The sequence below is a fragment of the Nocardia thraciensis genome (assembly GCF_054782435.1).
This window is the reverse complement of sequence record NZ_BAAGSM010000043.1, coordinates 211,611-236,057: the sequence shown is the minus strand read 5'-3', so window position 1 is coordinate 236,057 and position 24,447 is coordinate 211,611. Positions and strand designations below refer to the sequence as shown.

Sequence of the window (24,447 nt, the reverse complement as noted above, 5' to 3'; positions counted from 1 at the left end):
GAAAGTAAGACGCCGTAACAACGCGACTGTGAGCGACGCCGCGACAACGCGACTGTGAGCGACACCGCAACAACGCGACTGAGAACCCTTCGCTGAGGGCATCCTCATTTCGCGACACCCGTCCCCTGCCGGGCATCACATTCCCCGCCGACTGATCCTGTCGTCGCGGCCCTAGGGGCCGCGACGACAGGAATGGAAGAAGGGCCTCGACGGGATACACAAACCTCGCCACGCATCTCATTCCGCTACGCAGACTCGTTCCCGCCACGCGTCTCGTTCGCCGCTACGCGGACTAGTTCCCCACCACACCACGTCCCCCGCGCCACCACACCACGTTCCCCGCACCACACCACGTTCCCCACCACACCACGTTCCCCGCACCACACCACGTTCCCCGCGCCACCACACCACGCTCCCCGCACCACGTTCCCCACCACACCACGTTCCCCGCACCACCACACCCGTCCCCGGCACCGCCCACCCACGTTCCCCGCACCACCACACGGCACGTTCGGTGTTCGCTTACCGCGAAGTCGGGGAGGTGTGGGGTATCGCCTGGTGTACCGAATACGTTCTGGGGGGCTTGCGGACTAGGGTTATGGCCATGACAGTCGCCCGGTCTGCCGAGTCCGTGAAAGCAGTTGTCAAGGCGTACGACGTTCGGGGTGTGGTCGGCGAGCAGATCGACGCGGACTTCGTGCGGGACGTGGGCGCCTCCTTCGCGCGCCTGATGCGCGGCGAGGACGCGACGCGTGTCGTCATCGGGCACGATATGCGGGAATCCTCGCCGGGGCTGGCGGACGCCTTCGCCGACGGCGTGCTGTCCCAGGGCCTGGATGTGGTGCAGATCGGGCTGGCCTCCACCGATGAGCTGTACTTCGCCTCCGGCCACCTGGGCTGTCCCGGCGCCATGTTCACCGCCAGCCACAATCCCGCCCGCTACAACGGCATCAAGCTGTGTCGGGCCAATGCGCTCCCGGTCGGGCAGGACACCGGCCTGGCCACCATCACCGAGGAACTCGTCGGCGGCGTGCCCGCCCACGACGGTCCGCGCGGCGCCGCGACCGAACAGAACCTGCTCGACGGCTACGCCGAATTCCTGCGCGATCTGGTCGATCTCGGCGATATCCGGCCCCTGCGGATCGCCGTCGACGCCGGTAACGGCATGGGTGGCTACACCGTTCCGGCGGTGCTCGGCCCGGTGTCGCAGCTGACCATCGCGCCGCTGTACTTCGAGCTGGACGGCGCCTTCCCCAACCACGAGGCCAACCCGCTGGACCCCAAGAACCTGGTGGACCTGCAGCGCCACGTCCGCGAGACGGGCGCCGACATCGGCCTGGCCTTCGACGGCGACGCCGACCGCTGCTTCGTCGTCGACGAGCGCGGCGAGCCGGTGTCGCCCTCCGCGGTCACCGCTCTGGTGGCCGAGCGGGAGCTGGCCAAGGAGCCCGGCGCCACGGTCATCCACAACCTGATCACCTCGCGCGCGGTACCGGAGCTGGTGGCGGAGCTGGGCGGCACCCCGGTGCGTACCCGGGTCGGGCACTCCTTCATCAAGCAGCAGATGGCCGCCACGGGGGCGATATTCGGCGGCGAACACTCCGCGCACTACTACTTCCGCGACTTCTGGGGCGCCGACTCCGGCATGCTCGCGGCCCTGCACGTGCTCGCCGCGCTCGGCGAGAAGGACCGGCCGATGTCGGAGCTGGCATCGGCGTATGCAACATATGCTGCCTCCGGAGAGATCAACTCCACAGTGGCCGACGCACAGGAGCGGACCATGGCGGTGGTCACGGCGTTCGAGGGACGAGCCAGGTCGGTCGACCGGATGGACGGCGTGACCGTGCAACTGCCCGACCACGCCTGGTTCAACCTGCGCGCCTCCAATACCGAACCGCTGCTTCGCCTCAACGTCGAGGCTCGATCGCAGGAGGAAGTAGACGCACTCGTAACCGAGATCCTGAGCATCGTCCGCGGCTGACTGGAATAGTGGAATCACAAGGTGCGAATTCGTTCGCAGTGACAGCTTCACCCGGGCGAACACCCGGCAAGGTGACCCGATTGAGGGGAGGTGGCAACGCCCGATGATCGCAGGGACACCGATACTCGACCTCGATGACGTCGCCTCGCTGGAGGCCGCCGACTCCGGAGGCACGTTGCGCTCGGCCGCTTCCGGCGGCGCCCAGGTGCGCGCCACCGCCGCGGCGGTCGAGGAGGATGTCCTCGCCCGCCTGCGCGATCTGCGCCCCCGCAGCCTGGTGCTGGTCTCCGGCACCGGACGGGCCGACCGCGCCGCGGCGCTGCTGGTCGCCGCGCTGGGCGACCGGGCCGGACTGCCCATCGTCCGCACCGGAACTATCCCGCAGTGGGTGGGCCCGCTGGACGCGGTCCTCGTCGCCGGAGACGACGCGGGCGACCCACGACTGATCGACGCGGTGGACCGCGCCGTCAAGCGCGGCGCCGAGGTGGTCGTGGCGACCCCGGACGAGGGCCCGCTGCGGGCCGCGACCGCGGGGCGGGCCGCGCTGCTGCCGCCCCGGGTGCGGGTGCTCGACCACAATCGGCTGCTGCGGTTCCTGGCCGTCGGCGTCGCGGTGCTGCAGGCCGTCGATCCGGCCCGGATCGGCCCGCTGGTGCCGGACCTGAGCGCGCTCGCCGACGTGCTCGACGCCGAGGCGCTGCGCGACGGACCGCACAACGAGGTGTTCCACAACCCGGCCAAGGCCCTCGCCGCCCGCATGCGGGAACGGCGCATCGTGCTGACCGGCGACTCGCCCGCGGCCGCGGAGGTCGCCGCACACGCCGCCGAGGTGCTGCTGCCCGCGGCGGGGCAGATCGCCGCTGCCACCGACCTGGCCGACGCGGTAGCCGCCAATCCACGCATGGTCGAGGCGGCGGGTGTGGCGGCGCCCGGGTTCGATCCGCTGTTCCACGACGAGCAGCTCGACGGCCCGACGCCGGTCGAGCGGGTGCGGGTCTTCGTGGTCAGCGCGGATGCCGACCAGGTGGCGGCGCGGCGGCGGCTGGCGGTGTTCGGCGCGGGCGCGGGGCTGGTCGACGCCGATCTGGTGAATGTGGACGTGGAGCTGATGAGCACCGAGTCCGGCGGACCGCCCGCGGCGCCGCCGGATCAACCGCTACCGGGCGGCGGGCCGATGTTCCGGGTGGGGAGCGAACTGGAACAGCTTGCGGTACTGGTGGTCCGGCTGGAGATGGCGGCAGCGTACTTACGCCTGCTGAGCTGCGGACCGGCCACCGACCGTCCGGAGCGGTACGACGGGGGACGCTACTAGTGCACGAACTCGTTGGTGCGTTGCGTTCCTACGCTTGGGGGTCGCGCACCGCACTCGCTCAGCTGTGCGGCCGACCGGTTCCCTCCGCGCATCCGGAGGCCGAACTGTGGTTCGGCGCCCATCCGGCCGATCCCGCGAAGGTCAGCATCGACGGCCGCAGCACCTCGCTGCTGGATATCGTGGCGGCCGATCCACACCGCGAATTGGGCTCGGTCGCACCGGTGTTCGGCGGGCGGCTGCCGTTCCTGCTGAAGATCCTGGCGGCCGAGGAGCCGCTGTCGCTGCAGGCGCATCCCAGCGCCGAGCAGGCCCGCGTCGGCTTCGAGCGGGAGAATCACGCCCGGGTGCCGCTGGATTCGCCGATGCGCAACTATCGCGACGACAGCCACAAACCCGAACTGGTGGTGGCGCTGGAACGGTTCGAGGCGCTGGCCGGGTTCCGCGATCCGCGCCGCACCGTCGCGCTGCTGCGCGCGCTCGCCGTGCCGGAGCTGGACCGGTACGCCGAACTGCTTGCCGCGCAACCGGATTCGGACGGCCTGCGGACGCTGTTCACCACCTGGATCACGCTGCCGCAGGCGATGCTCGCCGGACTGCTGCCGAAGGTGCTGGACGGCTGTGTGCGTTACCTGTCGGACAACAACGGCCCCGAATTCGCGGCCGAGGCGCGCACCACGCTGGAGCTGGCCGAGGCCTACCCGGGCGATGCGGGCGTGTTGGCCGCGCTGCTGCTGAACCGGTTGACGCTGCAGCCGGGCCAGGGCCTGTTCCTGGCCGCGGGCAATCTGCACGCCTACCTGCGCGGCATCGGCGTGGAGATCATGGCCAACTCCGACAACGTGCTGCGCGGCGGGCTGACCCCCAAGCATGTCGACGTCCCGGAACTGTTGCGGGTGCTGGACTTCGAGCCGCTGGAACTGCCGATCGTGGCGCCGGAGCCGGTCGGGGACGGCTCGTTCCGATACCGCGCCCCCGCGGCGGAGTTCGCGCTGCGGCGTTTCGATCTGACGGCCGGTGCCGCGCCGACCGTCGTTCCGCGCACCGGGCCGGGGATCATCCTGTGCACGGCCGGAACCGTGCGGCTGCGGCAGGGCGGCGCCGAATTGCGGATCACACCGGGCAACGCGGCCTGGATCTCGGCCGCCGACTCGAATATCCACGCCCAGGCGGTTGACGGCGACGCGCAGCTGTTCTGTGCCTGCGTCGGGGACGAGTGAACGGCCCGGAATGTATTACGGTGACGCGAAGTACGGACGGCAGCGGTAAGTTGTTCCGGCATATCCGACACGGCGGCGGTCTCCGGCGTGCGGTCAGAACGAAAGGACCGATGCGGCACCATGTCTGCGGGCGGCGGTAAGAAGGCGATTCTCGCGGCGTTGACCGCGAATGCCGGGATCGCGGTGGCGAAGTTCATCGGCGCGGCGATCACGGGTTCGGCGTCGATGCTGGCCGAGGGCGTGCACTCGGTGGCCGACACCGGCAACCAGGGCCTGCTGCTGCTCGGGCAGAAGCGGGCCGAGCAGGAGGCCGACGAGCTGCACCCGTTCGGCTACGGGCGCAACCGGTACTTCTATTCGTTCGTGGTGGCGCTGGTGCTGTTCACCCTCGGCGCGATGTTCTCGATCTACGAGGGAATCCACAAGATCCAGCATCCCGAGGAGCTGACTTCCCCGATCGTGGCCGTCACGATCCTGGTGGTCGCCATCGGGCTCGAGACCTACAGCTTCATCACCGCCATGCGCGAGTCCGCACCGCTGCGCGCGGGGGCGAGTTGGTGGCGGTTCATTCGCAATTCCCGCAATCCGGAGCTGCCGGTGGTGCTGCTCGAGGACACCGGGGCGCTGGTCGGCCTGGTGCTGGCCCTGGCGGCGGTCCTGCTCACGATGGTGACCGGCGACCCGGTCTGGGACGGCATCGGCACTCTCGGGATCGGCATTCTGCTGGGCACCATCGCGATCGTGCTCATCGTGGAGATGAAGAGCCTGCTCATCGGCGAGGGCGCCACCCCGGATCAGGACCGCACGATCCGGGAGAAGCTGGTCGACGGCACCCGCATCGACCGCGTCATCCACCTGCGCACCCAGTACCTGGGCCCGGACGAACTGCTGGTCGCCGCGAAGGTGGCCATCGTGCCCGGCTTGGAGATCTCCGATATCGCCGCGGCGATCGACGAGGCCGAGGACCGGGTGCGCGCGGAAGTGCCGATCGCCCGCGTCATGTACATCGAGCCCGACCTCTACCGCACTCAGGCTGCCCAGGGCGGCTAACGCGGTGCTCGCGCGTTCTCGGCGGCGCCGAGGAGGGCGAGCGGGTCGGTGCGGATGTCGAAGCGGTCGCGCAGGGCGTGTCCCGCGGCGTAGAGGCCGGATATGCCGTGCACGCCCGGGCCCGGCGAGGTGGCCGACGAACAGAGGTAGACGCCGGGCACCGGCGTGGCGTACGGGTTCCAGCGCGGGGCGGGACGGAAGACGGTCTGCCGCAGGTCCATCGCGCCCGCCGCTATGTCACCGCCGACGTAGTTGGCGTTGTAGGCGGGCATGGCCGAGGCCGTGCGAACATGCTGGGCCAGGATCAGGTCGCGGAATCCCGGTGCGAAACGCTCGATCTGGGCGATGACGGCGGCGCTGACATCGCGGGTGGAGCCGTTGGGCACATGCGCGTAGGCGTAGAGCGTGTGGCCGCCCTCCGGCGCCCGCGACGAGTCCACGACCCCGGGCTGGATGGCGAGGACGTACGGGCGCTCCGCGTGTTCGCCCGCGGCCACGGCCTTTTCGGCGGCGACGGCCTCGGCGCGGGTTCCGATCAGGTGCAAGGTGCCCGCGCTCGCACAGCCCTCCGCCTGCCACGGCACCGGGCCCGACAGCGCGAAGTCGACCTTGCACGCCGCCCCGCCGTAGCGGAATCGCCGCAGCCGCCGCGCGTACCGGGCAGGCAGCCGATCACCCGCCAGGCGCAGCAGCTCGGCGGGGGCGGTGTCCAGGAGAACCGTTCGGGCACTGTCGAATTCGGCGAGCGAGTCGACCCGGTGCCCGGTCACGATGCGGCCGCCGCGCAGCTCGACCTCGGCGGCCAGCGCGTCCACGATCGCCTGGCTCCCGCCGCGCGGCACCGGCCAGCCGCCCGCATGCGCCAGGCTGCCGAGCAGCAGGGCGACGCCCGCGGCCGAGAACGCCCGCGGCGGGGTGATGGCGTGCGCGCTGACGCCGGTGAACATCGCCGGGGCGAGGTCCTCGCGAAAACGCAGGTCCCACAGCGGACTCGACTGCTCGAGCAGCCTGCGCCCGAATCGCACCCCGGTCACCGCGTCCAGCGGCGGATGCCGCAGATCCGACATCCCCAGCTCGACGAGCCGCTCCCAGTTCCGCACCAGCGGCCCGAACAACCGGCGCCAGGCGCCGCCGTCGCGCCCGAGCCCGGCCGCCGTCCGGTCCAGGTCGCGCCAGGCCACCCCGGCCACTCCCCCGTCCAGCGGATGGGCGTAGGAGGCCTCGGGCGTGAGCAGGTCGACACCGTGCGCGGCCAGATCGAAGGCGCGGAAGAACGGCGATGCCAAGGCCATCGGATGCGCCCCCGCGCACACATCGTGCCGATAACCCGGCAGCGTGAGCTCGGCCGTCCGGCACCCCCCGCCGATCGTCTCCGCGGCCTCGTGCACCTCGACCTCGAGCCCCGCCCGGGCGAGAATCACCGCCGCGGCAAGCCCGTTCGGCCCCGACCCGACCACCACAGCGTCTGCCATATCCCCACTGTATGCGCACCGAACGGCCCGGCACGCGACCATGACCAGGGTCACCCGGCGGTTCACTGCGGGGAGGGCACCGGGCGGGTGTGGGCGCGCCGGGGCGGGAGGGCTGGGCTACACGTCGGTGGAGAAGCGGATGCCGCCGTCGGGGATTTCGACGCCGGGCCAGACTCGGGCGCCGCGTAGTAGTTCGCAGCGGGCGCCGACCTCGGCGCCGTCCCCGATCACGGCGTCGCGGACCAGGGCGCGCGGGCCGATGCGGGCGCCGAAGCCGATGATGGACCGCTCCACGGTGGCCCCGGCCTCGACGCGGGCGCCGTCGAACAGGACCGCTCCGTCGAGCCGGGCACCGGCGCTGACCTCCGCGCCGCGGCCGACGACCGTGCCGCCGATCAGCAGTGCGCCCGGCGCGACACCGGCGCCGTTGTGTACCAAGGACTCTCCGCGCTGACCCGGCAGCGCGGGCGAGGGCGCGATACCGCGCACCAGATCCGCGGAACCGCGCACGAAATCCTCCGGCGTCCCCATATCGCGCCAATACGAGGTGTCGACGTGGGCCTGGATGTGCGCCCCCTCGGCCAGCAGCGACGGGAACACCTCGCGCTCCACCGACACCGGGCGACCGGCCGGGATCTTCTCGATGTATTCACGCCGGAACACGTAGCACCCGGCATTGATCTGATCGGTCGGCGGGTCCTGGGTCTTCTCCAGGAACGCGGTCACCCGGCCGCTGTCGTCGGTCGGCACGCAGCCGAACGCACGCGGATCGCTGACCCGCACCAGATGCAGTGTCACGTCGGCGTTCGTGGAGACGTGGGTGTCGAGCACCGCGCCCAGATCGGTGCCGCCGAGGACATCGCCGTTGAACACCATCACGGTGTCGGCGCGCAGCTTCGGCAGCACGTTGCGAATGCCGCCGCCGGTGCCCAGCGGCTCGGTCTCGGTGACGTATTCGAGCTCGAGGCCGAGGTCCGCCCCGTCGCCGAAGTGTTCCTCGAACACCTCCGCCTTGAACGACGTGCCGAGCACGACGTGGGTGATCCCGGCGTCGGCGATGCGGGCGAGCAGGTGGTGCAGGAACGGGAGACCGGCCACCGGCAGCATCGGCTTGGGCGCCGACAGCGTGAGCGGGCGCAGCCGGGTGCCCTGGCCGCCGACCAGGATCACGGCATCGGTCCCGTTGTCGGCGGCGGGCCTGGTGTCGGTGTCCGGCATCAATCTCCCCTGTTCAGGTTCGGTCCACGCGCGCGTGGTTCAACTCTTCGCGCACTACTGCTGCTGGGCTGCACGCTGCTCGCGCAGCGCAGATCGAACCGCAAGCTTGCAACGGATCGCAAGTCCGGCACGCAGCGCCAGCCGCAGCGGCGCCTGCCACCAGTGCGGATGCCGGTCGGCCTGGAAACGGTATGCGGAGGCGTGATGGGCGGGCAGCATGGCCTCCGGATTGCGCCCGGCCGCATGGCCCTTCGCGTGCGTGACCTCCGCCGACGGCACGAATACATTGTGCCAGCCGGCGCGGCCCATGCGGTCGCCGAAGTCGACGTCCTCCATGTACATGAAGTAGCGGGAGTCGAATCCGTCGATGGCGTCGAACGCGGCGCGGCGCACCAGCAGGCAGGAGCCCGACAGCCAGCCCACCGTGCGCTCGGAGATCTGCTCGTTCTCCTGCCGGTAGCTGCGGGTCCACGGGTTGCCGGGCCAGAAGGTGCCGAGCAGGGCGTGCCCCGCGCCGTCGAGCAGGCCCGGCACCGAGCGCGCGGACGGGTACAGGCTGCCGTCGGGCTCGCGCACCAGCGGGCCCACCGCGCCCGCGCGCGGCCAGCGCTTCGCGGCGGCGAGCAGCTCATCGATGGAGTCCGTACCCCAGCGGATGTCCGGGTTGGCGAGGACGATGAACTCGATCTCGGGATCGATCTCGGCGACCGCGCGGTTGATGGCGCCGCCATAGCCGATGTTGCCACCGGTGCGTAGCAGGCGGACATGCTCGTTCGCCTCGGCGGCCAGTTCGGGAGTTCCGTCGGTCGAACCGTTGTCGGCCAGGATGACCTGCGGCTTCTCGTCGGTGGCGGTGGCCAGGGTGCTGATGAAGTGCTCGAGATGCGCACCGGGGGAATAGGTCACCGTGACGACCGCCAGGCTCGGGCGCGCTGTGTCGGGGGTTCGCTCACTCACGACCGTGCAGCCTAGTCGGCCAGGCGACGCAGCGCGTCCCCCAGTGCCTCGCGCCAATCGCGCAGCGGGGTCAGTCCGGCGTCGACCCAGGCGCGGTCCGACAGCACCGAATAGGCCGGGCGCCGAACGGGACTCGGGAATTCGGCACTGGTGCACGGCCGCACCCGCCCCGGATCGGCGCCCACGCCCGCGAAGACCGCGCGGGCCAGATCGAACCAGGTCGCCCGGCCCGCGTTGGTGGCATGCAGGATCGGCGGGACGGCCGCGCCCGCGGCGCGGCGCGCGACCAGGTCCAGCAGCCCCGCGGCCAGGTCGGGCGCGAAGGTCGGCGAACCGAGCTGGTCGTCGACCACCGCGACGGTGTCGCGCTCGCGTTCCAGCCGCCGCATGGTGGCGACGAAATCGCCGTGGTCGCCGGTGTACACCCAGGCCGTGCGCACGATGTTGGCGTCCGGGGCCAGCCGCAGCACCGCCCGCTCGCCCGCCAGTTTGGATCGTCCGTAGACACTCGTGGGGCCGGTCGGATCGTCGGGTTCGTAGGGCTTGTCGGCGGTCCCGTCGAAGACGTAGTCGGTGGACAGGTGGATCAGCCCGGCGCCTACCTCGGCGCAGGCGCCCGCGAGCACCGCTGGGCCCGTCTCGTTACCGGCGAAGGCGGCGTCGGGATCGGACTCCGCGGCGTCGACGGCGGTGTAGGCGGCGCAGTTCACCACCGTGTCGCCGGGACGCAGCACGTCCCGCACCGCCTCGGCATCGGTGATGTCCAGGTCGCGGCGGCCCAGTGCGACGGCATCGGGTGCCAGTGCGAGCAAGGCACGGCCGAGCTGACCCGCGGCCCCGGTGACAACAAGCCGCCGTGTTTCCCCGGCGGCGCTCCCCGGCGACGGGGCGGTACCGGTGGAGGCAGCGCCACGAGGGGATGCGGGCGGGGGCACAGCAGTCACGCGGCCAGTCTGGCACGCCGCGCCATCAGCGGTTGAACCGTCGGCGCCGCAGCGTTGGCTAGCCTCGTTCCGGGGAAACCAATCACTGTACGGGGCCGTCAGGCCGGGGTTGGGCGAAATGCCCGAAAGGAACGGAAGAGTGCCGGAGAGCCGAAGTGAGTCGGTGCGGCCGCGCAGCGCCGGTTTGCCGCCGCTCCACGGCAATCGGGCGCGGGCGGGCGCCGGGGGACGGCCGCGCAACCGATCGGCGCGGGCGCTGGCCGTGGCCGCCGCCGCCATCGTGTTCGTCGTCACCGGATTCGGCTGGCACAGCGTCGACGGCCTGATCTCCGGGATCAACCGGATCGGCAACCTGGGTCTGGGCGGCGCCAAGGACGGCGCCACCGACATCCTGATGGTCGGCATCGACAGCCGCACCGACGCGCACGGCAACCCGCTCACCGCCGACGAGCGGGCCATGCTGCACGCCGGTGACGAGGTCGGCACCAACACCGACACCATCGTGCTGGTTCGCGTGCCCAACGACGGCAGCTCGGCGACCGCCGTTTCCATCCCGCGCGACTCCTATGTCGATATCCCGGGGGCCGGGATGGGCAAGATCAATTCGGCCTACGGCAACGCCAAGGAGAGCGCCCGCGCGAAGCTGCTCGCGCAGGGTAGATCGGATGCCGACGCGGAACAGCAGTCCACCCAGACCGGGCGGCAGGCGCTGATCAAGTCGGTCGCGGGTCTCACCGGGATCACCGTCGACCACTACGCCGAGGTCAGCCTGCTCGGCTTCGTCCTGCTCACCGATGCGGTCGGCGGTGTCCAGGTGTGCCTGAACGAGGCGGTCGACGAGCCGCTGTCGGGCGCGGACTTCCCGGCCGGGGAGCAGCGGTTGAGCGGGCCGCAGGCGCTGAGCTTCGTGCGTCAGCGCCACGACCTGCCGCGCGGCGATCTGGATCGGATCGTGCGCCAGCAGGTGTTCATGGCGTCGCTGGTACAGCAGACGCTGAGCGCGCGAATCCTCGCCAATCCGGGGAAATTGCAGCAGCTCAGCGACGCGGTCGGCCGTACCATCGTGCTCGACGAGGACTGGGACGTGGTGCAGTTCCTGCAGCAGCTGCAGGACCTGTCCGGCGGGCAGGTCAAGTTCGAGACCATTCCGGTCAAGGACCTCAACGGCAGCACCGCCGACGGCGAATCGGTGGTGAAGGTGGATCCGTCGGCGGTGAAGGCCTACGTCGCGGGGATGGTCGGCGGGAAGTCCGGGGGCGACGATTCCGGTGCGGTCGCCCCGGCCGAGGTGACCGCCGACGTGTACAACGCCAGCGGCACCCCCGGTCTGGCCGGGCAGGTCGGGCAGGCCTTGGTGGGCAAGGGTTTTCGCACCGGCACCGTCGACAACTGGATCGGTGGGCCGGTGCAGAGCAGCCGGGTGCTGGCCGGTTCCACCTCCGACGAGAAGGCGAAGGCGGTGGCCAAGGCCCTGGGCGGGCTGCCCGTGAGGGCGGAGGCCGGGCTGCCGGAGGGGGCGGTCCGGGTGGTGATCGCCGGTGACTACTCTGGTCCGGGTTCGGCGGCGGGCAGCATGTTCGACCTGTCCGGGTCCTCGGGCACGGCGACTCCGGTCCCACCCGCACCACCCATCGACGCTGGCCAGAACGGACCGAAATGCGTGAACTGAACCAGACCGTCACCGAAGCGGTGCTCGACCCGATCCTCGCCCGCGACCCCGCCGGACCCCGGATCACGTACTACGACGACGCCACCGGCGCCCGCATCGAGCTGTCCGCGCTGACGCTGGCGAACTGGGCGGCCAAGACCGCCAACCTGATTCGCGACGAATTCGGCATCACGCCCGGCGGCCGGGTCGCCGTGCTGCTGCCCGCGCACTGGCAGACCGCGGCGGTGCTGCTCGGGTGCTGGTGGGCCGGGGCCGAGGTGGTGCTGCGGCCCGACGAGGACGCCGAGCTGGCGCTGGTCGCGGCCGACCGACTCACCGAGGTCGAGGACGTCGCCGAGGTGGCGGCGCTGTCGCTGGATCCGATGGGCCTCCCGGTGCGCGATCTGCCGCTGGGCGTCACCGACTTCGCGACCTCGGTGCGCACGCACGGCGACCAGTTCCTGCCCGGCGGGGTGGGTGTCGCCCTGGACGGCATGCAGGTCTCCGATGTGCTCGCCGAAGCCCGCAAATCCGCCGCCCGCCAGGGCTTTTCCGCCGAGGACCGGGTGCTGTCCGGCATCGCGTGGGACACCCCGGCCGAACTGATCGACGGCCTGCTCGCCGTCTATGCCGCGGGCGCCTCCCTCGTTCAGGTCGTCAATCCCGACCCGGCCAAGTTCGACGACCGCATCCGCACGGAACGAGTCACCGCCGCCCGCCCCTGAGCCACACAGTTGGTAAGTCGTCCTACTCAGGTAGGTGGTGTGCTCCGACCGCGGGACGTTTCACTCCGGGGCGTTGTTCCGTACCGTGAAAGCAAGGTCGGACGACGAACGGGGATGGGCGATGAAGCCGCGGTACTGGTTCCGGTGGTTGGTGGTGCAGGGCGGGCCGCGACTGGTCTTGAAGACCTACTCCCGGCGCGGAGAAGCGCTGGCGCGGTTGATGTCCGCGCCCGCCTCGGTCGACGATCCGATACCGCTGCTGGAATCGCTGCGCGCCCGGGGACGGATCGTGCGCACCCCGCTCGGCTGGGCGACCACCGATCACGAGCTGTGCCGTACCGTCCTGCGCGACAACACCTTCGGCGTCGCCGCGGCCGAGGGATTCGTGCCCAAGCCGCTGCGGCGGTTCATGGAGCGGACCGAGCTGCCGCCGAATCCGGTGAGCCCGCCCTCCATGCTGGTGATCGACCCGCCCGACCACACCCGCATGCGCAAGCCGGTGGCGTCGGCGTTCACCCCGCGCGCGATCGGGCGGCTGCGCGACCGGGTCGAATCGGTGACCGCGGAACTACTGGACGCCCTGCCCTCCGGGGGCTCGGCGGATCTGGTCGCCGCCTACGCCTCGCAGGTGCCGATCGCGATCATCTCCGAGATGCTCGGCTTCCCCGACCACGAGCGCGAGCGCTTCCTCGCCTGGGGTGACGCGGCCTCGCCGCTGCTGGATATCGGCACCAGCTGGCGCACCAACCGCGTCGCCTCGGCCGCCATCGTGGAGATGGACCACTACCTCGACGACCACATCGCCCGGCTGCGCCGCGAACCCGGCGAGGACATCCTCTCCGGCCTGGTGACGACCGGCGAGCTGGACGACCGGGAGCTGAAGGCGTCGGCCACGCTGCTGATGGGCGCGGGCTTCGAGACCACGGTGAATCTCATCGGCAACGGCGTCGTCCAGCTGCTGAACCATCCCGATCAGCTGGCGCGCCTGCGCGAGGAGCCGGAGCTGTGGCCGAACGCCGTCGAGGAGGTGCTGCGCTTCGACGCGCCGGTGCAGAACACCGCGCGGATCGCCGGCCGCGACCTCGAACTCGCCGGTGCGCCGGTACGGGAGGGCGCCACGGTCGTGTTGCTGCTGGCCGGGGCCAACCGCGACCCGAAGGTCTTCGAGAATCCGGACCGCTTCGACATCACCCGACCCAATGCCAAAGAGCACCTGACGTTCTCGTCCGGCATCCACGTCTGTCTCGGCGCCAGCCTGGCCCGCATGGAGGGCGCCTACGCCCTGCGGGCATTGTTCGAGCGCTTCCCCGACCTCGAACTCGCGGGCACGCCACAGCGCCGCCCCCTGTTCACCCTGCACGGCTACAGCCACCTGCCGGTCATGCTCGGCCAGCGCGCCGAGCAGCCGGCAACGGTGTAAAGCGTTCCGGCGAAAGCATGCCGGGAAAGGAAGAGGAGCGCCTAGAGACCGGCCGGAATCAGCTGAAGCCGACTACCTGGTTGCCCCAGGCGGTGAGTAGGTCGTGGTCCGGGTCGTCTTCCACCCGGTCGGCGGCGTCGATGACCAGGGTGGTGCGGGTGGACTCGCGGTAGGGGGGCCAGTGCTTGGAGCCGTCGAGGGCCGCGGGCACGCCGTGTTCGGCGAAGGCCAGCCAGCGGCGCATCATCCGGCCCGACACCTCCGTCGCGGCCTTGCGGCCGCCCAGCCAGAATGTCGGATCGTGGTTCAGGGTGCCGAAATTGCCGAAGACGTAGGGCAATTCGGTGGCATGACCGGCGCCGACCCGGGCCGCCTTGAGCATCGGGGTGGCCTGGTCGAAGCGGTACATCCAGGTGCGGGTGTGGCGGGAGTGCGCATCGGCCACCCAGTGCGCGGGCATCCGGAACGCGGCGTCGGTGGACATCGCCAGGGCGCCGCGCATCTTGTCCAGATCCGGGTAGGCGGAGGTGATTTCGGCGATGCGCTCGGCGGGCAGCTCCGGATGGTCGGCGGCGACCGCGTTCAGCATCGCGTTCACCGCATCCGGCGTGACCGGCATGATCGGCGAGCGGAACAGCCGAAACAGCGAGGCCTCCTCGCGATTGGTGCCGATCATCAGCGGCACCCGGTGCGAGCGGCCCTCCTGGAAGCGGTCGGTCGGATAGGCCGGGAGCAGGTCGCCGTCGACCACGGGCGCGGCCGCCAGGCGGCCCGGCGACTGCAGCGGCACCTCGTCGAGCAGGATGCCCGCGGCGTCGGTGATCCGCTCGATCGGGCATTCCAGCAGTTCACCGGCCCGCTCCCGCGGCAACTCCAGCAGATCCAGGAACCGGCGCGCCACTCCCGCCGCCCGCTCCGGGCCGAAAACGGTTGTCGCGGGCGGGCTCTGGGCGATCGCGCGATGGAACAGCCCGGCGGCCCGCGGCGAGGTGAGGAGCGCGGTGACGCAGCCGGCGCCGGAGGATTCGCCGAAGACGGTGACATTGCCCGGATCGCCGCCGAAGGACGCGATGTTGTCGCGCACCCACTCGAGGGCGGCGACCTGATCGTGCAGGCCGAGGTTGGGCACGAAGTCGTGACCGAGGGAGGACAGGTCCAGGAAGCCCAGCGCGCCCAGCCGGTAGTTGACCCCCACCACGACGACCCCGCCCGTCTCGACGAGCTTGCGGCCGTCATAGATGCCCTGGGCCGCCGTGCCGAGGCAGTACGCGCCGCCGTGCAGCCACACCATCACCGGCCGCGGCTCGTCGGAGGTCGCGGCGGGCGCCCAGACGTTCACCCACAGGCAGTCCTCCCCCATCCGCAGGCCGGAGTCGACCGGCACCATGGCACCCATCGACTGCGGGGCGATCTCGCCGAACTCGGTGCAGTCGCGCACCCCGCCCCACGGCTCGGGCGGCTGGGGGCGGCGGAACCGCTTCGGCCCGGCGGGCGCGGCCGCGTACGGGACGCTGCGCCAGACGTGAACCGAGCCCTGCCGCACCCCCCGCACATCGCCCGCCGTGGTCCGTGCGACGGGGCCCGGACCCACCTCGTCCATCCCCAGGGCCGACTCGAAGTATTGAGTGCTCATCTTTCCCGCACCTCCTCGTACTCCCTTCCAACGAGAGTACGTCCGAGATCATGTCCGACGGCTGTATCGATTCGGCGACACTCGGTCAGGCGCGATCGACGTGGCCTAGGTCGCGATCGGGATCGATGCGGTCGCGGACCCGCTGCTTGAGTACCGCGATCTCGGGAAATCCGCCGTCGGCTTTGCGTTCCCAGATCTGTTCGCCGTCGAGCGTGATGCGGAAGACCCCACCCGAGCCCGGAACCAGGGCGACCTGCGACAGCTCCGCGCCGAAGGTACTCAGCAACTCCTGGGCCATCCAGCTCGCCCGCAACAGCCAGCGGCACTGGGTGCAGTACTCGATCGCGACGTGTGGCATATCCGAACCCTACGCGAGGCAGCGGGGGCGGCTATGCGTGAAAACGTTCTTCCGGCAACCCCTTTGCTTCGGTCCCATCGTATTTCTACGCCGAACATTATGGGCGCGGCAGGACGACCGCAACCCTTGTGAGCACATTCATAGCAAACGTTACAATTCGATATCACCGTCGATGTACACCCAGGCGCCCCGCACTCTGGCAAACCTGCTGCATTCGTGCAGGGACCCGCGTTTGCCCGCCTCCCGGTAATGGGCGCGGAATTCGACAATGCCGGTGTTGTGGAACGGCCCACCCTGCTCGATGCGCTCGATTTCCAGGAACACCCAGCGCCGCTGCGGGTCGAGGGCCAGTTGCCGCGGCCTGGTCCGCGGGTGCCAGGTTCGCACCAGGTATTCGGCGTCGCCGACGGCGAAGGCCGTGTAGCGCGATCGCATCAGCGCGGCGGCGGTCGGGGCGGGACGGGTCCCGTCCAGACGGGGCCCGCAACAGTCGCCGAACGTCTCGCCGCCACGGCAGGGGCACGGTGTGGTGGCTGCGGGACGTTCGGGCATTCGTCGATTATCCAGGGCTCTCCGCACCGTGCGCGGCGCGGCCGTCCGCGGCGTCCAGACCTTCCAGTTCCTCGGCCAGCCTGGTGGTTTCGTCGTACCAGCCGCGCAATTCGACGACCGTCGGCGCCAGCTCGTAGTCCTGGTGGTGCCCCGCCCGCGACAGCGTCGCCCACAGCGCGGCGATCCGAGCGGCGGTATCGGCGCCGGTATAGGACTCGAGCGCGAGCAGCTGCGCCCGCATGCTGCAGCGCGCCAGTGGCGGCGCCACCCGCAGCCACAGCTGATCGATGGACTGCTCCAGCACGATACGCAGAATCCACACCGTCGCGCGCGACCACAGCCCGCCCGCGTCGGTGACCGAGCCGCGCAGCAACTCGTCGGCCGCGGCCAGGCGCTCGGACACGGTCGGGGTCAGGAATTGATCCACTTGACGAGTTTCCTTGTGCCGGAGAGCAGTTCGCCGCCGCCCCGATCGATCCGGATATGCGCTCCCGCGGCCGCGTCGCGCAGCACCGCCCGCGCCCAGGCGGCCTCGCGGTCGAGCAGGGCGTTGAGATCGTCGACCCGGTCCGGATCGCCGAACACCGCCAGCGACACCTTCTCCCAGGTGGTGCGGGCGGCGTCGACGCGGCGCTGCACCTCCCGATGGTCGACCCCGGCGCCGAGCAGCGTGCGCCGTGCCCGGGCCAGCGCGGCCGCCTCGATCGCGGAGCGGCAGCAGGTCACGACCAGCTCCGCCGCGATGGCCCGGGGCAGCTGCCGGGTGCGCAGCAGGGCGTTGGCGTCGCTGAGATAGCGGCGCACCGGATCCTCGGCGACCCGGATCTCGACCGTGGAGCGCTCCCGCCGCTGCACGTCGAGCACGGTGGCGTCCAGACGCAACCGCCGCACCGCCTCGGCCAGGCGCTCGTCGTGGGTGAACACCACCACCTGGCGGCCGCTGCGCGCGGCCGCGGCCAGCACCCGGGCCAGCCCGTCCACCTTGGCCGGATCCATCGCCTGCACCGGATCGTCGATGACGACGAATCCGAACGGGCTCTCCGGGACGGTGGCCCGCGGCAGGAACAGCGCGAGCCCCAGCGCGTGCAGCTCGCCCTGGCTCATCACACCCAGCGCGGTGCCGCCGGTGTCGTCGACGGTGACGTCCAGCAGTACCTTCCGGGTGGCTCCGGCGTTGCCCTGCAGGCGAATCGCGCCCAAGTCCACGTTGCTCTGCTGGCGCAGCCCCCGCCAGATGCGGCGGGCGTGATCGGCCAGCGGCGCCATCCGTTCGTCGCGCAGGCCCGCCGCGGCGGACTTGAGCCACTCCTCGGCGCGGCGCACCGTGCGCAGTTCCGGTTCGGCCGCGGCCACCACCGTGGCCTCCTGCAGCCAGGCGGCGATGCGGGGCACCAGTGGCGTCCAGACGGCGTCCAGGCGGTCCAATTCCTTGCGGGCCGAACGGCGCAGCGTCTCCAGGCCGCGCACCGCGTCCGCGTGCGCGACCCGGAGGCGTTCGGCCAGGTCCGGGTCGTAACCGGTATCGCTCAGCGCAGCCCACGCCGACCAGGTGCGCCGCGCCGGGCCGGTATCCACGTTCGGCGCCTGCGGCGGGGGCGGATCCAGTTCCGGCGGCACCGGTTTCACCAGGAGTCGGGCCCGGTCCACGGCACGCTCCAGCGCCTCGCGAGCGGCCGTGAGCGCGGCGGCGCGATCGCTGAGGCGGGTGATCTGGGCGTCGGTCTCGCGTTGCCAGGACTGGTCGAGGGCGCCGCGCCCGCAGACCGGGCAGGCGCAGGCGCCGGCGGCGTCGACATGGGTGCGAGCCCGGCGCAGCAGATCCAGCACACGCAGTTCGGATTCGGTGTCTCCCGTCGTGCGCGCGGCCAGTTCCACGGCGCACCGGTCGACGTCGACGGCGGCGGCGTCGACCTCGGCGGGTTCGGGCAGTCGCAGCCGGAGTATGGCCTGCAGGGCGGCCGCGCCCGTCGGGTCGTGCCGCGCGCCGGCCAGTTCCCGTCCGATCGCCGCCAGATCCGGCGGCGTGGCGCGCAGCAGCTCCGCCACCCGGGTGGCGCGCTCGTCCGCGACGGTGGACAGCGCCACCAGCAGGGCGCTGCGTTCGTCCCGCGATTGCCGTGCGGCGCGCTCCAATTCGAGCCGCCGGACGCGGGTGCGCTCCTGCGCCGCGGTGAGATCGTCGAGACCGAGCAGCTGGTGCAGGGCGTCGAACAGATCGCTGGGACGGCCGTCGACGAGGGCGCCGAGTTCGCTGTAGGACAGGAACGGACGATACAGCTCCAGGGCCCGCGCCCAGCCCTCGGCGTGGAATTCGGTGGGCGCCTCGTCCTTTCGCCCCTGCGTCCAGGTGCCGCCGGGGAGGTCGGCGCCGTCGGGCCATTCCCGGGTGATGGTGAGTTCGCCGTCCTGCCCCGCGGTGGTCAGTTCCAGATCGATCCGGGAGACGCTGCCGTCGTGCAGATTTCGCCAGCCCTCCCGCCAGACCGCGGAGCGGCCCTCCCAGCGGCGGTTGACGCCCGTGAGCGCCAGCTCGGCGGCCTCGGCGAAGCTGGACTTGCCGGATCCGTTGCGGCCCACCACCAGCGTGAGTCCCGGGCCCGGTTTCACCTCCAGCGCCGCGGCCGGGCCGATGCCCCGGAAGCCGCGAACGCGGATGGCGCGCAGGAATATTCCGGTGTGCCCGAGTGCGGAGTGGGTGCGGTCGGGCTCGCCGCCGAGGGCGTCGAGCACCGTGCGAGCGACATCGGGGCTGACGGACGGGTCGGAGTTCAGGCGGCGCGATACCAACTCGGGCAACCGCGGCACGACATCCTGCGGCCCTTCCCCCAACTGCCCTCCTCGCGCTCGGCCGTCCACGTCGTGCGGCCCGCGACGGACCCCACGTCGTGCCGAACGCTACCGGATGGGCGATGAATCCGCGCCCACGACAGCGTATCCGGGCGAACCGGCCCGGGCGGGACGCTATGGCCATCGATACGGTTGATCCGGCCGATGTCCACCCCTCGGCCGTCCCGGCCGGGCAGTTCTACGGGGTTCACCCGAAATCGGGTGGCTCGGATCAACCGAACAGATCAGAATGCCAGAGTCCGGCAAGATAAGCAAGAATGCTTAACGTCGCAATCGCCCTCTGCGCCACGACAATTGGTTCGCTACCGGCCAGCGAACCTACCGGGCCGCGCGCAGCAGGCGCAGCTGACCGATCTCGGCGGCGTTCTTCATCAGTTCCGCGTTCACCCATGCCGCCGTGTGGGCGATCGTGTTGTCCGCGTCCTCACCCCAGGGAAATGCGGCGGGCGCGTCCAGGTCGGCCTCGGTGTAGCTGTCCAGCCGCCGGCGCCAGCGATCGCACAGATCTCCCAGCCACGCGGGGACCTGCGCCGCACCGGGCCAGTGCACGTCGCCGCGGTCGCGGGCCGGACCGCCCTCGGCGTGATCCAGTGTCACCGACCACCACCAGCCGATGTGCCAGGTGAGCCAGGCGATGGTCGGCACCGGGATCGGATCGGGTTCGGTGTCGGACCAGTCCGGGATCCAGGAGCCGTCCGGGCCCGGCCGGACCGTCCAGACCAGCGGGCCCGGCTCCCAGCGGTAGTCGTCCGGGACGAGTTCGCGCAGATGCAGATCGAACAGGGCCCAGGTGAGGTCGAATTGCCAGCGCAGCAGGTCACGGCGGGAGGTCGGCATCGGGCGATGATCGCACGGCGAGCCGGGGGACGCGATCGAGTTTGTCGGTGGGATGGAGTAGAAATCGGGTCAGACGAGCGAGCGGGGGCCGACGGTGACGATGACACGAGCGGGGATGCAGCCCATGAGGTGGACGGCGGAGCAGGTTGCCGCGCTGGCCCCCGATGCCGCCTCGCTCCCGGCGGCGCGGAAGCTGCAGGGCAGATGGCAGGGCGCGGGATGGAACGGATCCGCGCTGTGGGGGTTGTGCCGGGGCAGCGGATCCACCCCGTACCGCACGATCGTGGATCTGGGCGGTCCGGCATACAAATGCTCCTGTCCGAGTCGGAAGTTCCCCTGCAAACACGCGCTGTCGCTGCTGCTGAACTGGTCCGAGGGCGCCGTGGCGGAGTGCGAGCTCGCCGATTTCGCGGCGGAGTGGATGGTGACGCGGGCGGCGCGAGCAGCGAAACCGGCCGCGCGCACTTCGAGGGCCGCGACGGCGCAGCAGCGCCGCGCCCGGGTGGCGGCCGGGCTGGACGACCTCGACATCTGGCTGTGCGATCAGGTGCGCACCGGGCTCGCGCAGGCCGATCGGTCCTTCGCCGCCTTCGAGGCGGTGGCGGCGCGCATGGTGGACGCCCAGGCGCCCGGGGTTGCGTCCGCCCTGCGGCAACTTCCTCGCAACGTGGTTGTACGCGAGGACTGGCCCGCGCTGCTGCTGCGCGAGTACGGCCGCCTGCACCTGCTGGTCGCCGCCCACCGGCGACTGGACGGGCTCGCACCGGCCTTGGCGGCCAGCGCCCGCATTCATCTCGGTTACCCCACGACAGCCGACTCGGTGCGGAACGAGCCCGCGGTACGCGATCGGTGGATGGTGCTGGGCCACCGCATCACCGAGGACGACCGGCTGTACACCCGCCGAGCCTGGCTGCGCGGGCGCGACACCGGCCGCTGGGCCGTAATCGTCGACCACCGCTTCGGCAGCCCCGGCTTCCCCACCGACCTGCCCGCCCCCGGGTTGATGATCGACGCCGGGCTGCACTTCTATCCGGGCGCGGCCGCGCTGCGCGCACTGTGGGGCGAGCGCTACGGCGCACCGGAGCCTTTCACCACGATCCCCGATACGCCGGCACCCGGCATCCGAGCGCTCGACGACGAGGCTTCGGGGACCGCTGCCGGGGCACATGCCGAGCACGCGCGGGCGCCGGGGTCAGACCACTCCGGCAGCATCGCCGCGGCGCTTGCCGAGCATGCGCGGGCGCTCGATGCGGATCCGTGGCTGCGGGGGTGGCCGATGTTGCTTCGCGAGGTGGCGCCGGTGGCGGGCGAGAACGGGTGGTGCGTGGCCGAATCCGACGGGACGGCACTGCCGCTCGCACGCACGGCGGAGCAGCCGTGGCAGCTGCTCGGGCTGTCCGGCGGCTATCCGGTCACCGTGATCGGCGAGTGGACGGCCGACGGGCTCGTGCCGATCGCGGCGTTCACCGCGGGCGATATCGTCGACGTCGGTATAGAGGCGGTCGGTGGATCCGCCACCGCCTCCTCCGACGAGCTGACCTCGGTGGCGTTGCTGGGGACCGCCCGGCGGTCGCCGGATCCGGCCCGGCTGCCCGCGCCGGTCGCGACTCCGGCCGCGCGGCTGACCGGTGATCCGGCGCTGATACTGCTCGAAACCGCCGCACTGCTCGACGCATTCGAGCGGGGCGGCGTGGCCCCGGGCACGGCCGACCTGCCCGAGCCCGCCGCCGACGACGACCGACCGGCACTGCCGAAACCCGCCGCGACCCGGCTCGCACGGCTGCTCACCGAGCGCTCCCCCTTCCTGACCGAGTGGTTCGAGGCCGCCGCCCCGCACGACCGCCGGGCCCCGGACGCGCTGTGCGGCCTGCTGCTCGAGCACGCGAGAAGTCAAGTGGCACTGCGAGAACCGCTGCTGCGATTGGCTGGAGAGCGGGGGCGCTGGCTGGCCCGGCACAACCCGCAGTGGCGGCACCTGGTCCGCACCGACACCGGCGACGACGTGTGGACACACGGCCGCCCGGCCGAGCGGCGGGCCTGGCTGGCGGCGCTGCGCGGTCGCGATCCCGAGGCCGCGCGCCGGACCCTGACGGAGAGCTGGCGCACCGAGTCCGGCCCGGTACGGGCGGAACTGCTGTCCGTCGTCGCCGACGGGCTCACTCTCGCCGACGAGCCGCTGCTGGAATCCGCGCTCGACGATTCCCGCGCCGAGGTGCGCCGCCTCGCCGCGGATCTGCTTGCCCGCCTGCCCGATTCGATGTTCGCGCGGCGCATGGAGGAGCGCGCGGCGCGGTGGCTGACGCTGTCGGATGCGCGACTGCTGGCCCGGCTCCCACGCACCCTCGACGACGCCGACCGCCGCGACGGCATCGCGGGCCGGCCCGCCGCCACCGCCTACCGGCTCGACGGGGCGCCCGACGCCGCGGCGGAATGGCTGCGCCGAGTCGTGGCCGCTACTCCGCTGCGGCACTGGGAGACCCTACTGCGCACACCCGATGCCGCGGTCCGGACACGAATGCCCGACGGGATGCTCGGCCCGATGTTCGCCGGATGGGCCGACGCCGCGCTCGCCCAGCGCGATACCCGGTGGGCGGCAACGCTGTTCGACGTGCTCACCGCCACACCGACGCTGGGCGCCGATCTGGACCTGCGCCGAGAGCTTTTCGCGCTGCTCCCGCGGGAGGACCGGGTGCGCTATCTGCGGCAGCTGGACAGCAGCTGGCTCGCGGAGTTCGAACTGCTGGTCGCGGCGATGCCGCGCCCCTGGCCGGTCCCGCTGGCCGAACATCTGGTCCGGCTGCTGCTGGACCGCGAGCGGCTCGCGGCGGCACGCCCCGGCGCCCCGGGCCTGTCCCCGGCCTCGTACCGCACCCTGTTCCGGTCCGCCGCCGCGCACTTCCCGGTCGCCGTGGCGGGCACCGTCGCCGGCGTGGCGCAGCGCTGCGGGGATCCCTCCTGGCAGCACGCCTTCGATCGGCTCGCCCACGACCTGACCCAACGCACCACGATGCTCGAGGAGCTGCAGTGACCACGACCCAGGCACCCGACGATCTGCTGCGCCCGCATGCCGAACAGGCGTTCGCCGACGAACTACGCGCCCTGGCGGCGATCGACGACCGCCCGCGTCCCCCGTCGTGGCGGCTCTCGCCGTGGGCGGTGGTGACCTATCTGCTCGGCGGAACCCTCGACGACGGCACGGTCGTCAGCCCGAAGTACGTCGGACCGCGCCGACTCATGGAGGTGGCGGTGGCCACCCTGGCCACCGACCGCGCCCTGCTGCTGCTCGGCGTGCCCGGCACCGCGAAAACCTGGGTGTCGGAACATCTTTCGGCCGCCGTCTGCGGGACGTCCACGCTGCTGATCCAGGGCACCTCCGGCACCGCGGAGGAGTCGGTCCGCTACGGCTGGAACTACGCCCGCCTGCTCGCGGAGGGTCCCACCGAGGGCGCGCTGGTGCCCTCGCCGATCATGACGGCCATGCGCCGCGGAGCCGTCGCACGCGTCGAGGAACTCACCCGCATCCCCTCCGACGTCCAGGACGCGCTCATCACCGTGCTGTCGGAGAAGACGCTGCCGGTGCCCGAGCTCGGGACGGAGGTGCAGGCGGTCAAGGGCTTCACCGTGATCGCGACGGCCAACGACCGCGATCGCGGGGTCAACGAGCTGTCCTCGGCGCTGCGCCGCCGATTCAATACGGTAGTGCTGCCACTGCCCGCGGACGAGGACGAGGAGGTCGCCATCGTCACCCGCCGGGTCGAACAGCTCGGCGCCGCACTGGAACTGCCCGCGGTACCGGCCGCCGCGGAAGAGGTGCGCCGGGTGGTGCGGGTATTCCGCGAACTGCGCTCGGGGATGACCGCCGACGGGCGCACCAAGCTCAAATCGCCGTCCGGCACGCTGTCGACCGCCGAGGCCATCTCGGTCATCACCAGCGGCCTGGCCCTGTCGGCGCATTTCGGCGACGGTGTGCTGCGCGCCTCCGACGTAGCCGGTGCGGTGCTCGGCGCGGTCGTCAAGGACCCTGTCGCCGACGGCGTGGCATGGACCGAATACCTGGAGGCCGTCGTGCGCGAACGCGCGGACTGGGCGGATTTCTACCGCGCCTGCCGCGAGGTGCACGGGTGAATACGAGCCAGGATCCCGCCCCGCACAGCACCCCTGCCTACCAACCCGCCCCGCACAACACCCCGTCATTCCGGCATGCTTTTGGCCGGAATCCGCCGCCCAGATCCCAGCCGCAAGCGCACTCGGAGGACGAGGGGTCGCACCCCGAGAC

General features: G+C 71.5%; 19 protein-coding genes. 9 read left to right on the top strand and 10 right to left on the bottom strand.

Going from position 1 to position 24,447, the window contains the following annotated elements:
• Window positions 1-604: 604 nt before the first annotated feature.
• The 4 genes from ACYVLQ_RS28415 (at window position 605) to ACYVLQ_RS28400 (ending at window position 5,560) form a co-directional block, all read left to right on the top strand.
• Window positions 605-1,981 carry a phosphomannomutase/phosphoglucomutase gene (locus ACYVLQ_RS28415; protein ID WP_460700591.1) on the top strand — a complete coding sequence of 459 codons (1,377 nt, stop codon included), beginning with the start codon at window positions 605-607 and terminating at the stop codon, window positions 1,979-1,981.
• Between the two features lie 103 nt (window positions 1,982-2,084).
• Window positions 2,085-3,293 carry a tobH protein gene (locus tag ACYVLQ_RS28410; RefSeq protein WP_460700590.1) on the top strand — a complete coding sequence of 403 codons (1,209 nt, stop codon included), beginning with the start codon at window positions 2,085-2,087 and terminating at the stop codon, window positions 3,291-3,293.
• Window positions 3,293-4,510 carry a mannose-6-phosphate isomerase, class I gene (manA, locus tag ACYVLQ_RS28405; RefSeq protein ID WP_460700589.1) on the top strand — a complete coding sequence of 406 codons (1,218 nt, stop codon included), beginning with the start codon at window positions 3,293-3,295 and terminating at the stop codon, window positions 4,508-4,510. Before ACYVLQ_RS28410 ends, manA begins: the two co-directional genes overlap by 1 nt.
• Before the next feature lie 120 nt (window positions 4,511-4,630).
• Entirely contained in the window at window positions 4,631-5,560 is a 930-nt protein-coding gene (locus tag ACYVLQ_RS28400) for a cation diffusion facilitator family transporter (protein WP_460700588.1), read from the top strand.
• Here the strand turns inward: ACYVLQ_RS28400 and ACYVLQ_RS28395 are convergent.
• From ACYVLQ_RS28395 to rfbD, 4 genes are all read right to left on the bottom strand, one after another.
• Window positions 5,557-7,032, bottom strand: coding sequence for a phytoene desaturase family protein (locus ACYVLQ_RS28395; protein ID WP_460700587.1), 1,476 nt, complete (start codon window positions 7,030-7,032; stop codon window positions 5,557-5,559). The two genes, ACYVLQ_RS28400 and ACYVLQ_RS28395, sit on opposite strands and share 4 nt — an antisense overlap.
• 117 nt (window positions 7,033-7,149) lie before the next feature.
• Window positions 7,150-8,250 (bottom strand): mannose-1-phosphate guanylyltransferase, encoded by a 1,101-nt coding sequence (gene manB / locus ACYVLQ_RS28390; RefSeq protein WP_460700586.1) that lies wholly within the window; start codon window positions 8,248-8,250, stop codon window positions 7,150-7,152.
• 54 nt (window positions 8,251-8,304) lie between these two features.
• A complete protein-coding gene (locus ACYVLQ_RS28385) occupies window positions 8,305-9,207 on the bottom strand; it encodes a glycosyltransferase family 2 protein (RefSeq protein WP_460700585.1) in 903 nt (300 codons plus the stop codon).
• Between the two features lie 11 nt (window positions 9,208-9,218).
• The gene (gene rfbD, locus ACYVLQ_RS28380) at window positions 9,219-10,151 is read right to left on the bottom strand and encodes a dTDP-4-dehydrorhamnose reductase (RefSeq protein WP_460700584.1); all 933 of its coding nucleotides are present in this window, start codon (window positions 10,149-10,151) and stop codon (window positions 9,219-9,221) included.
• 118 nt (window positions 10,152-10,269) lie between these two features.
• Between rfbD and ACYVLQ_RS28375 the strand changes: the two genes are divergently transcribed.
• The 3 genes from ACYVLQ_RS28375 to ACYVLQ_RS28365 all read left to right on the top strand — a co-directional run bounded on the left by ACYVLQ_RS28375 (window position 10,270) and on the right by ACYVLQ_RS28365 (window position 13,944).
• Window positions 10,270-11,820 carry an LCP family protein gene (locus ACYVLQ_RS28375; RefSeq protein ID WP_460700583.1) on the top strand — a complete coding sequence of 517 codons (1,551 nt, stop codon included), beginning with the start codon at window positions 10,270-10,272 and terminating at the stop codon, window positions 11,818-11,820.
• On the top strand, window positions 11,808-12,524 hold the full coding sequence (locus ACYVLQ_RS28370) for a TIGR03089 family protein (protein WP_460700582.1): 717 nt from the start codon (window positions 11,808-11,810) through the stop codon (window positions 12,522-12,524). The genes ACYVLQ_RS28375 and ACYVLQ_RS28370 overlap by 13 nt, the downstream gene beginning before the upstream one ends.
• Window positions 12,525-12,645: 121 nt before the next feature.
• Window positions 12,646-13,944 carry a cytochrome P450 gene (locus ACYVLQ_RS28365; RefSeq protein ID WP_460700581.1) on the top strand — a complete coding sequence of 433 codons (1,299 nt, stop codon included), beginning with the start codon at window positions 12,646-12,648 and terminating at the stop codon, window positions 13,942-13,944.
• A gap of 58 nt (window positions 13,945-14,002) precedes the next feature.
• On the opposite strand, the gene ACYVLQ_RS28360 is transcribed toward ACYVLQ_RS28365, so the two are convergent.
• The 6 genes from ACYVLQ_RS28360 to ACYVLQ_RS28335 form a co-directional block, all read right to left on the bottom strand.
• The gene (locus ACYVLQ_RS28360; RefSeq protein ID WP_460700580.1) at window positions 14,003-15,577 is read right to left on the bottom strand and encodes a carboxylesterase/lipase family protein; all 1,575 of its coding nucleotides are present in this window, start codon (window positions 15,575-15,577) and stop codon (window positions 14,003-14,005) included.
• A gap of 85 nt (window positions 15,578-15,662) precedes the next feature.
• Window positions 15,663-15,935, bottom strand: coding sequence for an Rdx family protein (locus tag ACYVLQ_RS28355; protein ID WP_460700579.1), 273 nt, complete (start codon window positions 15,933-15,935; stop codon window positions 15,663-15,665).
• 150 nt (window positions 15,936-16,085) lie between these two features.
• A complete protein-coding gene (locus ACYVLQ_RS28350; protein ID WP_460700578.1) occupies window positions 16,086-16,487 on the bottom strand; it encodes a YchJ family protein in 402 nt (133 codons plus the stop codon).
• A gap of 7 nt (window positions 16,488-16,494) precedes the next feature.
• Window positions 16,495-16,914 carry a hypothetical protein gene (locus ACYVLQ_RS28345; RefSeq protein ID WP_460700577.1) on the bottom strand — a complete coding sequence of 140 codons (420 nt, stop codon included), beginning with the start codon at window positions 16,912-16,914 and terminating at the stop codon, window positions 16,495-16,497.
• A complete protein-coding gene (locus ACYVLQ_RS28340; RefSeq protein ID WP_460700576.1) occupies window positions 16,899-19,316 on the bottom strand; it encodes an AAA family ATPase in 2,418 nt (805 codons plus the stop codon). Before ACYVLQ_RS28340 ends, ACYVLQ_RS28345 begins: the two co-directional genes overlap by 16 nt.
• A gap of 336 nt (window positions 19,317-19,652) precedes the next feature.
• Entirely contained in the window at window positions 19,653-20,171 is a 519-nt protein-coding gene (locus ACYVLQ_RS28335; protein ID WP_460700575.1) for a DinB family protein, read from the bottom strand.
• A gap of 124 nt (window positions 20,172-20,295) precedes the next feature.
• On the opposite strand from ACYVLQ_RS28335, the gene ACYVLQ_RS28330 reads away from it, so the two are divergent.
• Both ACYVLQ_RS28330 and ACYVLQ_RS28325 read left to right on the top strand, forming a co-directional pair.
• Entirely contained in the window at window positions 20,296-23,199 is a 2,904-nt protein-coding gene (locus ACYVLQ_RS28330; RefSeq protein WP_460700574.1) for an SWIM zinc finger family protein, read from the top strand.
• Window positions 23,196-24,296, top strand: a complete 1,101-nt coding sequence (locus tag ACYVLQ_RS28325) for an ATP-binding protein (RefSeq protein ID WP_460700573.1) — start codon at window positions 23,196-23,198, stop codon at window positions 24,294-24,296. The genes ACYVLQ_RS28330 and ACYVLQ_RS28325 overlap by 4 nt, the downstream gene beginning before the upstream one ends.
• Window positions 24,297-24,447: the final 151 nt, after the last annotated feature.

Coding starts and splice junctions, on each gene's coding strand:
- ACYVLQ_RS28335 (WP_460700575.1), bottom strand. CDS start 20,171: ATGCCGACCTCCCGCCGTGACCTGCTGCGCTGGCAATTCGACCTCACC.
- ACYVLQ_RS28400 (WP_460700588.1), top strand. CDS start 4,631: ATGTCTGCGGGCGGCGGTAAGAAGGCGATTCTCGCGGCGTTGACCGCG.
- ACYVLQ_RS28350 (WP_460700578.1), bottom strand. CDS start 16,487: ATGCCCGAACGTCCCGCAGCCACCACACCGTGCCCCTGCCGTGGCGGC.
- ACYVLQ_RS28415 (WP_460700591.1), top strand. CDS start 605: ATGACAGTCGCCCGGTCTGCCGAGTCCGTGAAAGCAGTTGTCAAGGCG.
- ACYVLQ_RS28330 (WP_460700574.1), top strand. CDS start 20,296: ATGAGGTGGACGGCGGAGCAGGTTGCCGCGCTGGCCCCCGATGCCGCC.
- manB (WP_460700586.1), bottom strand. CDS start 8,250: ATGCCGGACACCGACACCAGGCCCGCCGCCGACAACGGGACCGATGCC.
- ACYVLQ_RS28360 (WP_460700580.1), bottom strand. CDS start 15,577: ATGAGCACTCAATACTTCGAGTCGGCCCTGGGGATGGACGAGGTGGGT.
- ACYVLQ_RS28370 (WP_460700582.1), top strand. CDS start 11,808: ATGCGTGAACTGAACCAGACCGTCACCGAAGCGGTGCTCGACCCGATC.
- ACYVLQ_RS28410 (WP_460700590.1), top strand. CDS start 2,085: ATGATCGCAGGGACACCGATACTCGACCTCGATGACGTCGCCTCGCTG.
- ACYVLQ_RS28355 (WP_460700579.1), bottom strand. CDS start 15,935: ATGCCACACGTCGCGATCGAGTACTGCACCCAGTGCCGCTGGCTGTTG.
- ACYVLQ_RS28375 (WP_460700583.1), top strand. CDS start 10,270: ATGCCCGAAAGGAACGGAAGAGTGCCGGAGAGCCGAAGTGAGTCGGTG.
- ACYVLQ_RS28365 (WP_460700581.1), top strand. CDS start 12,646: ATGAAGCCGCGGTACTGGTTCCGGTGGTTGGTGGTGCAGGGCGGGCCG.
- ACYVLQ_RS28395 (WP_460700587.1), bottom strand. CDS start 7,032: ATGGCAGACGCTGTGGTGGTCGGGTCGGGGCCGAACGGGCTTGCCGCG.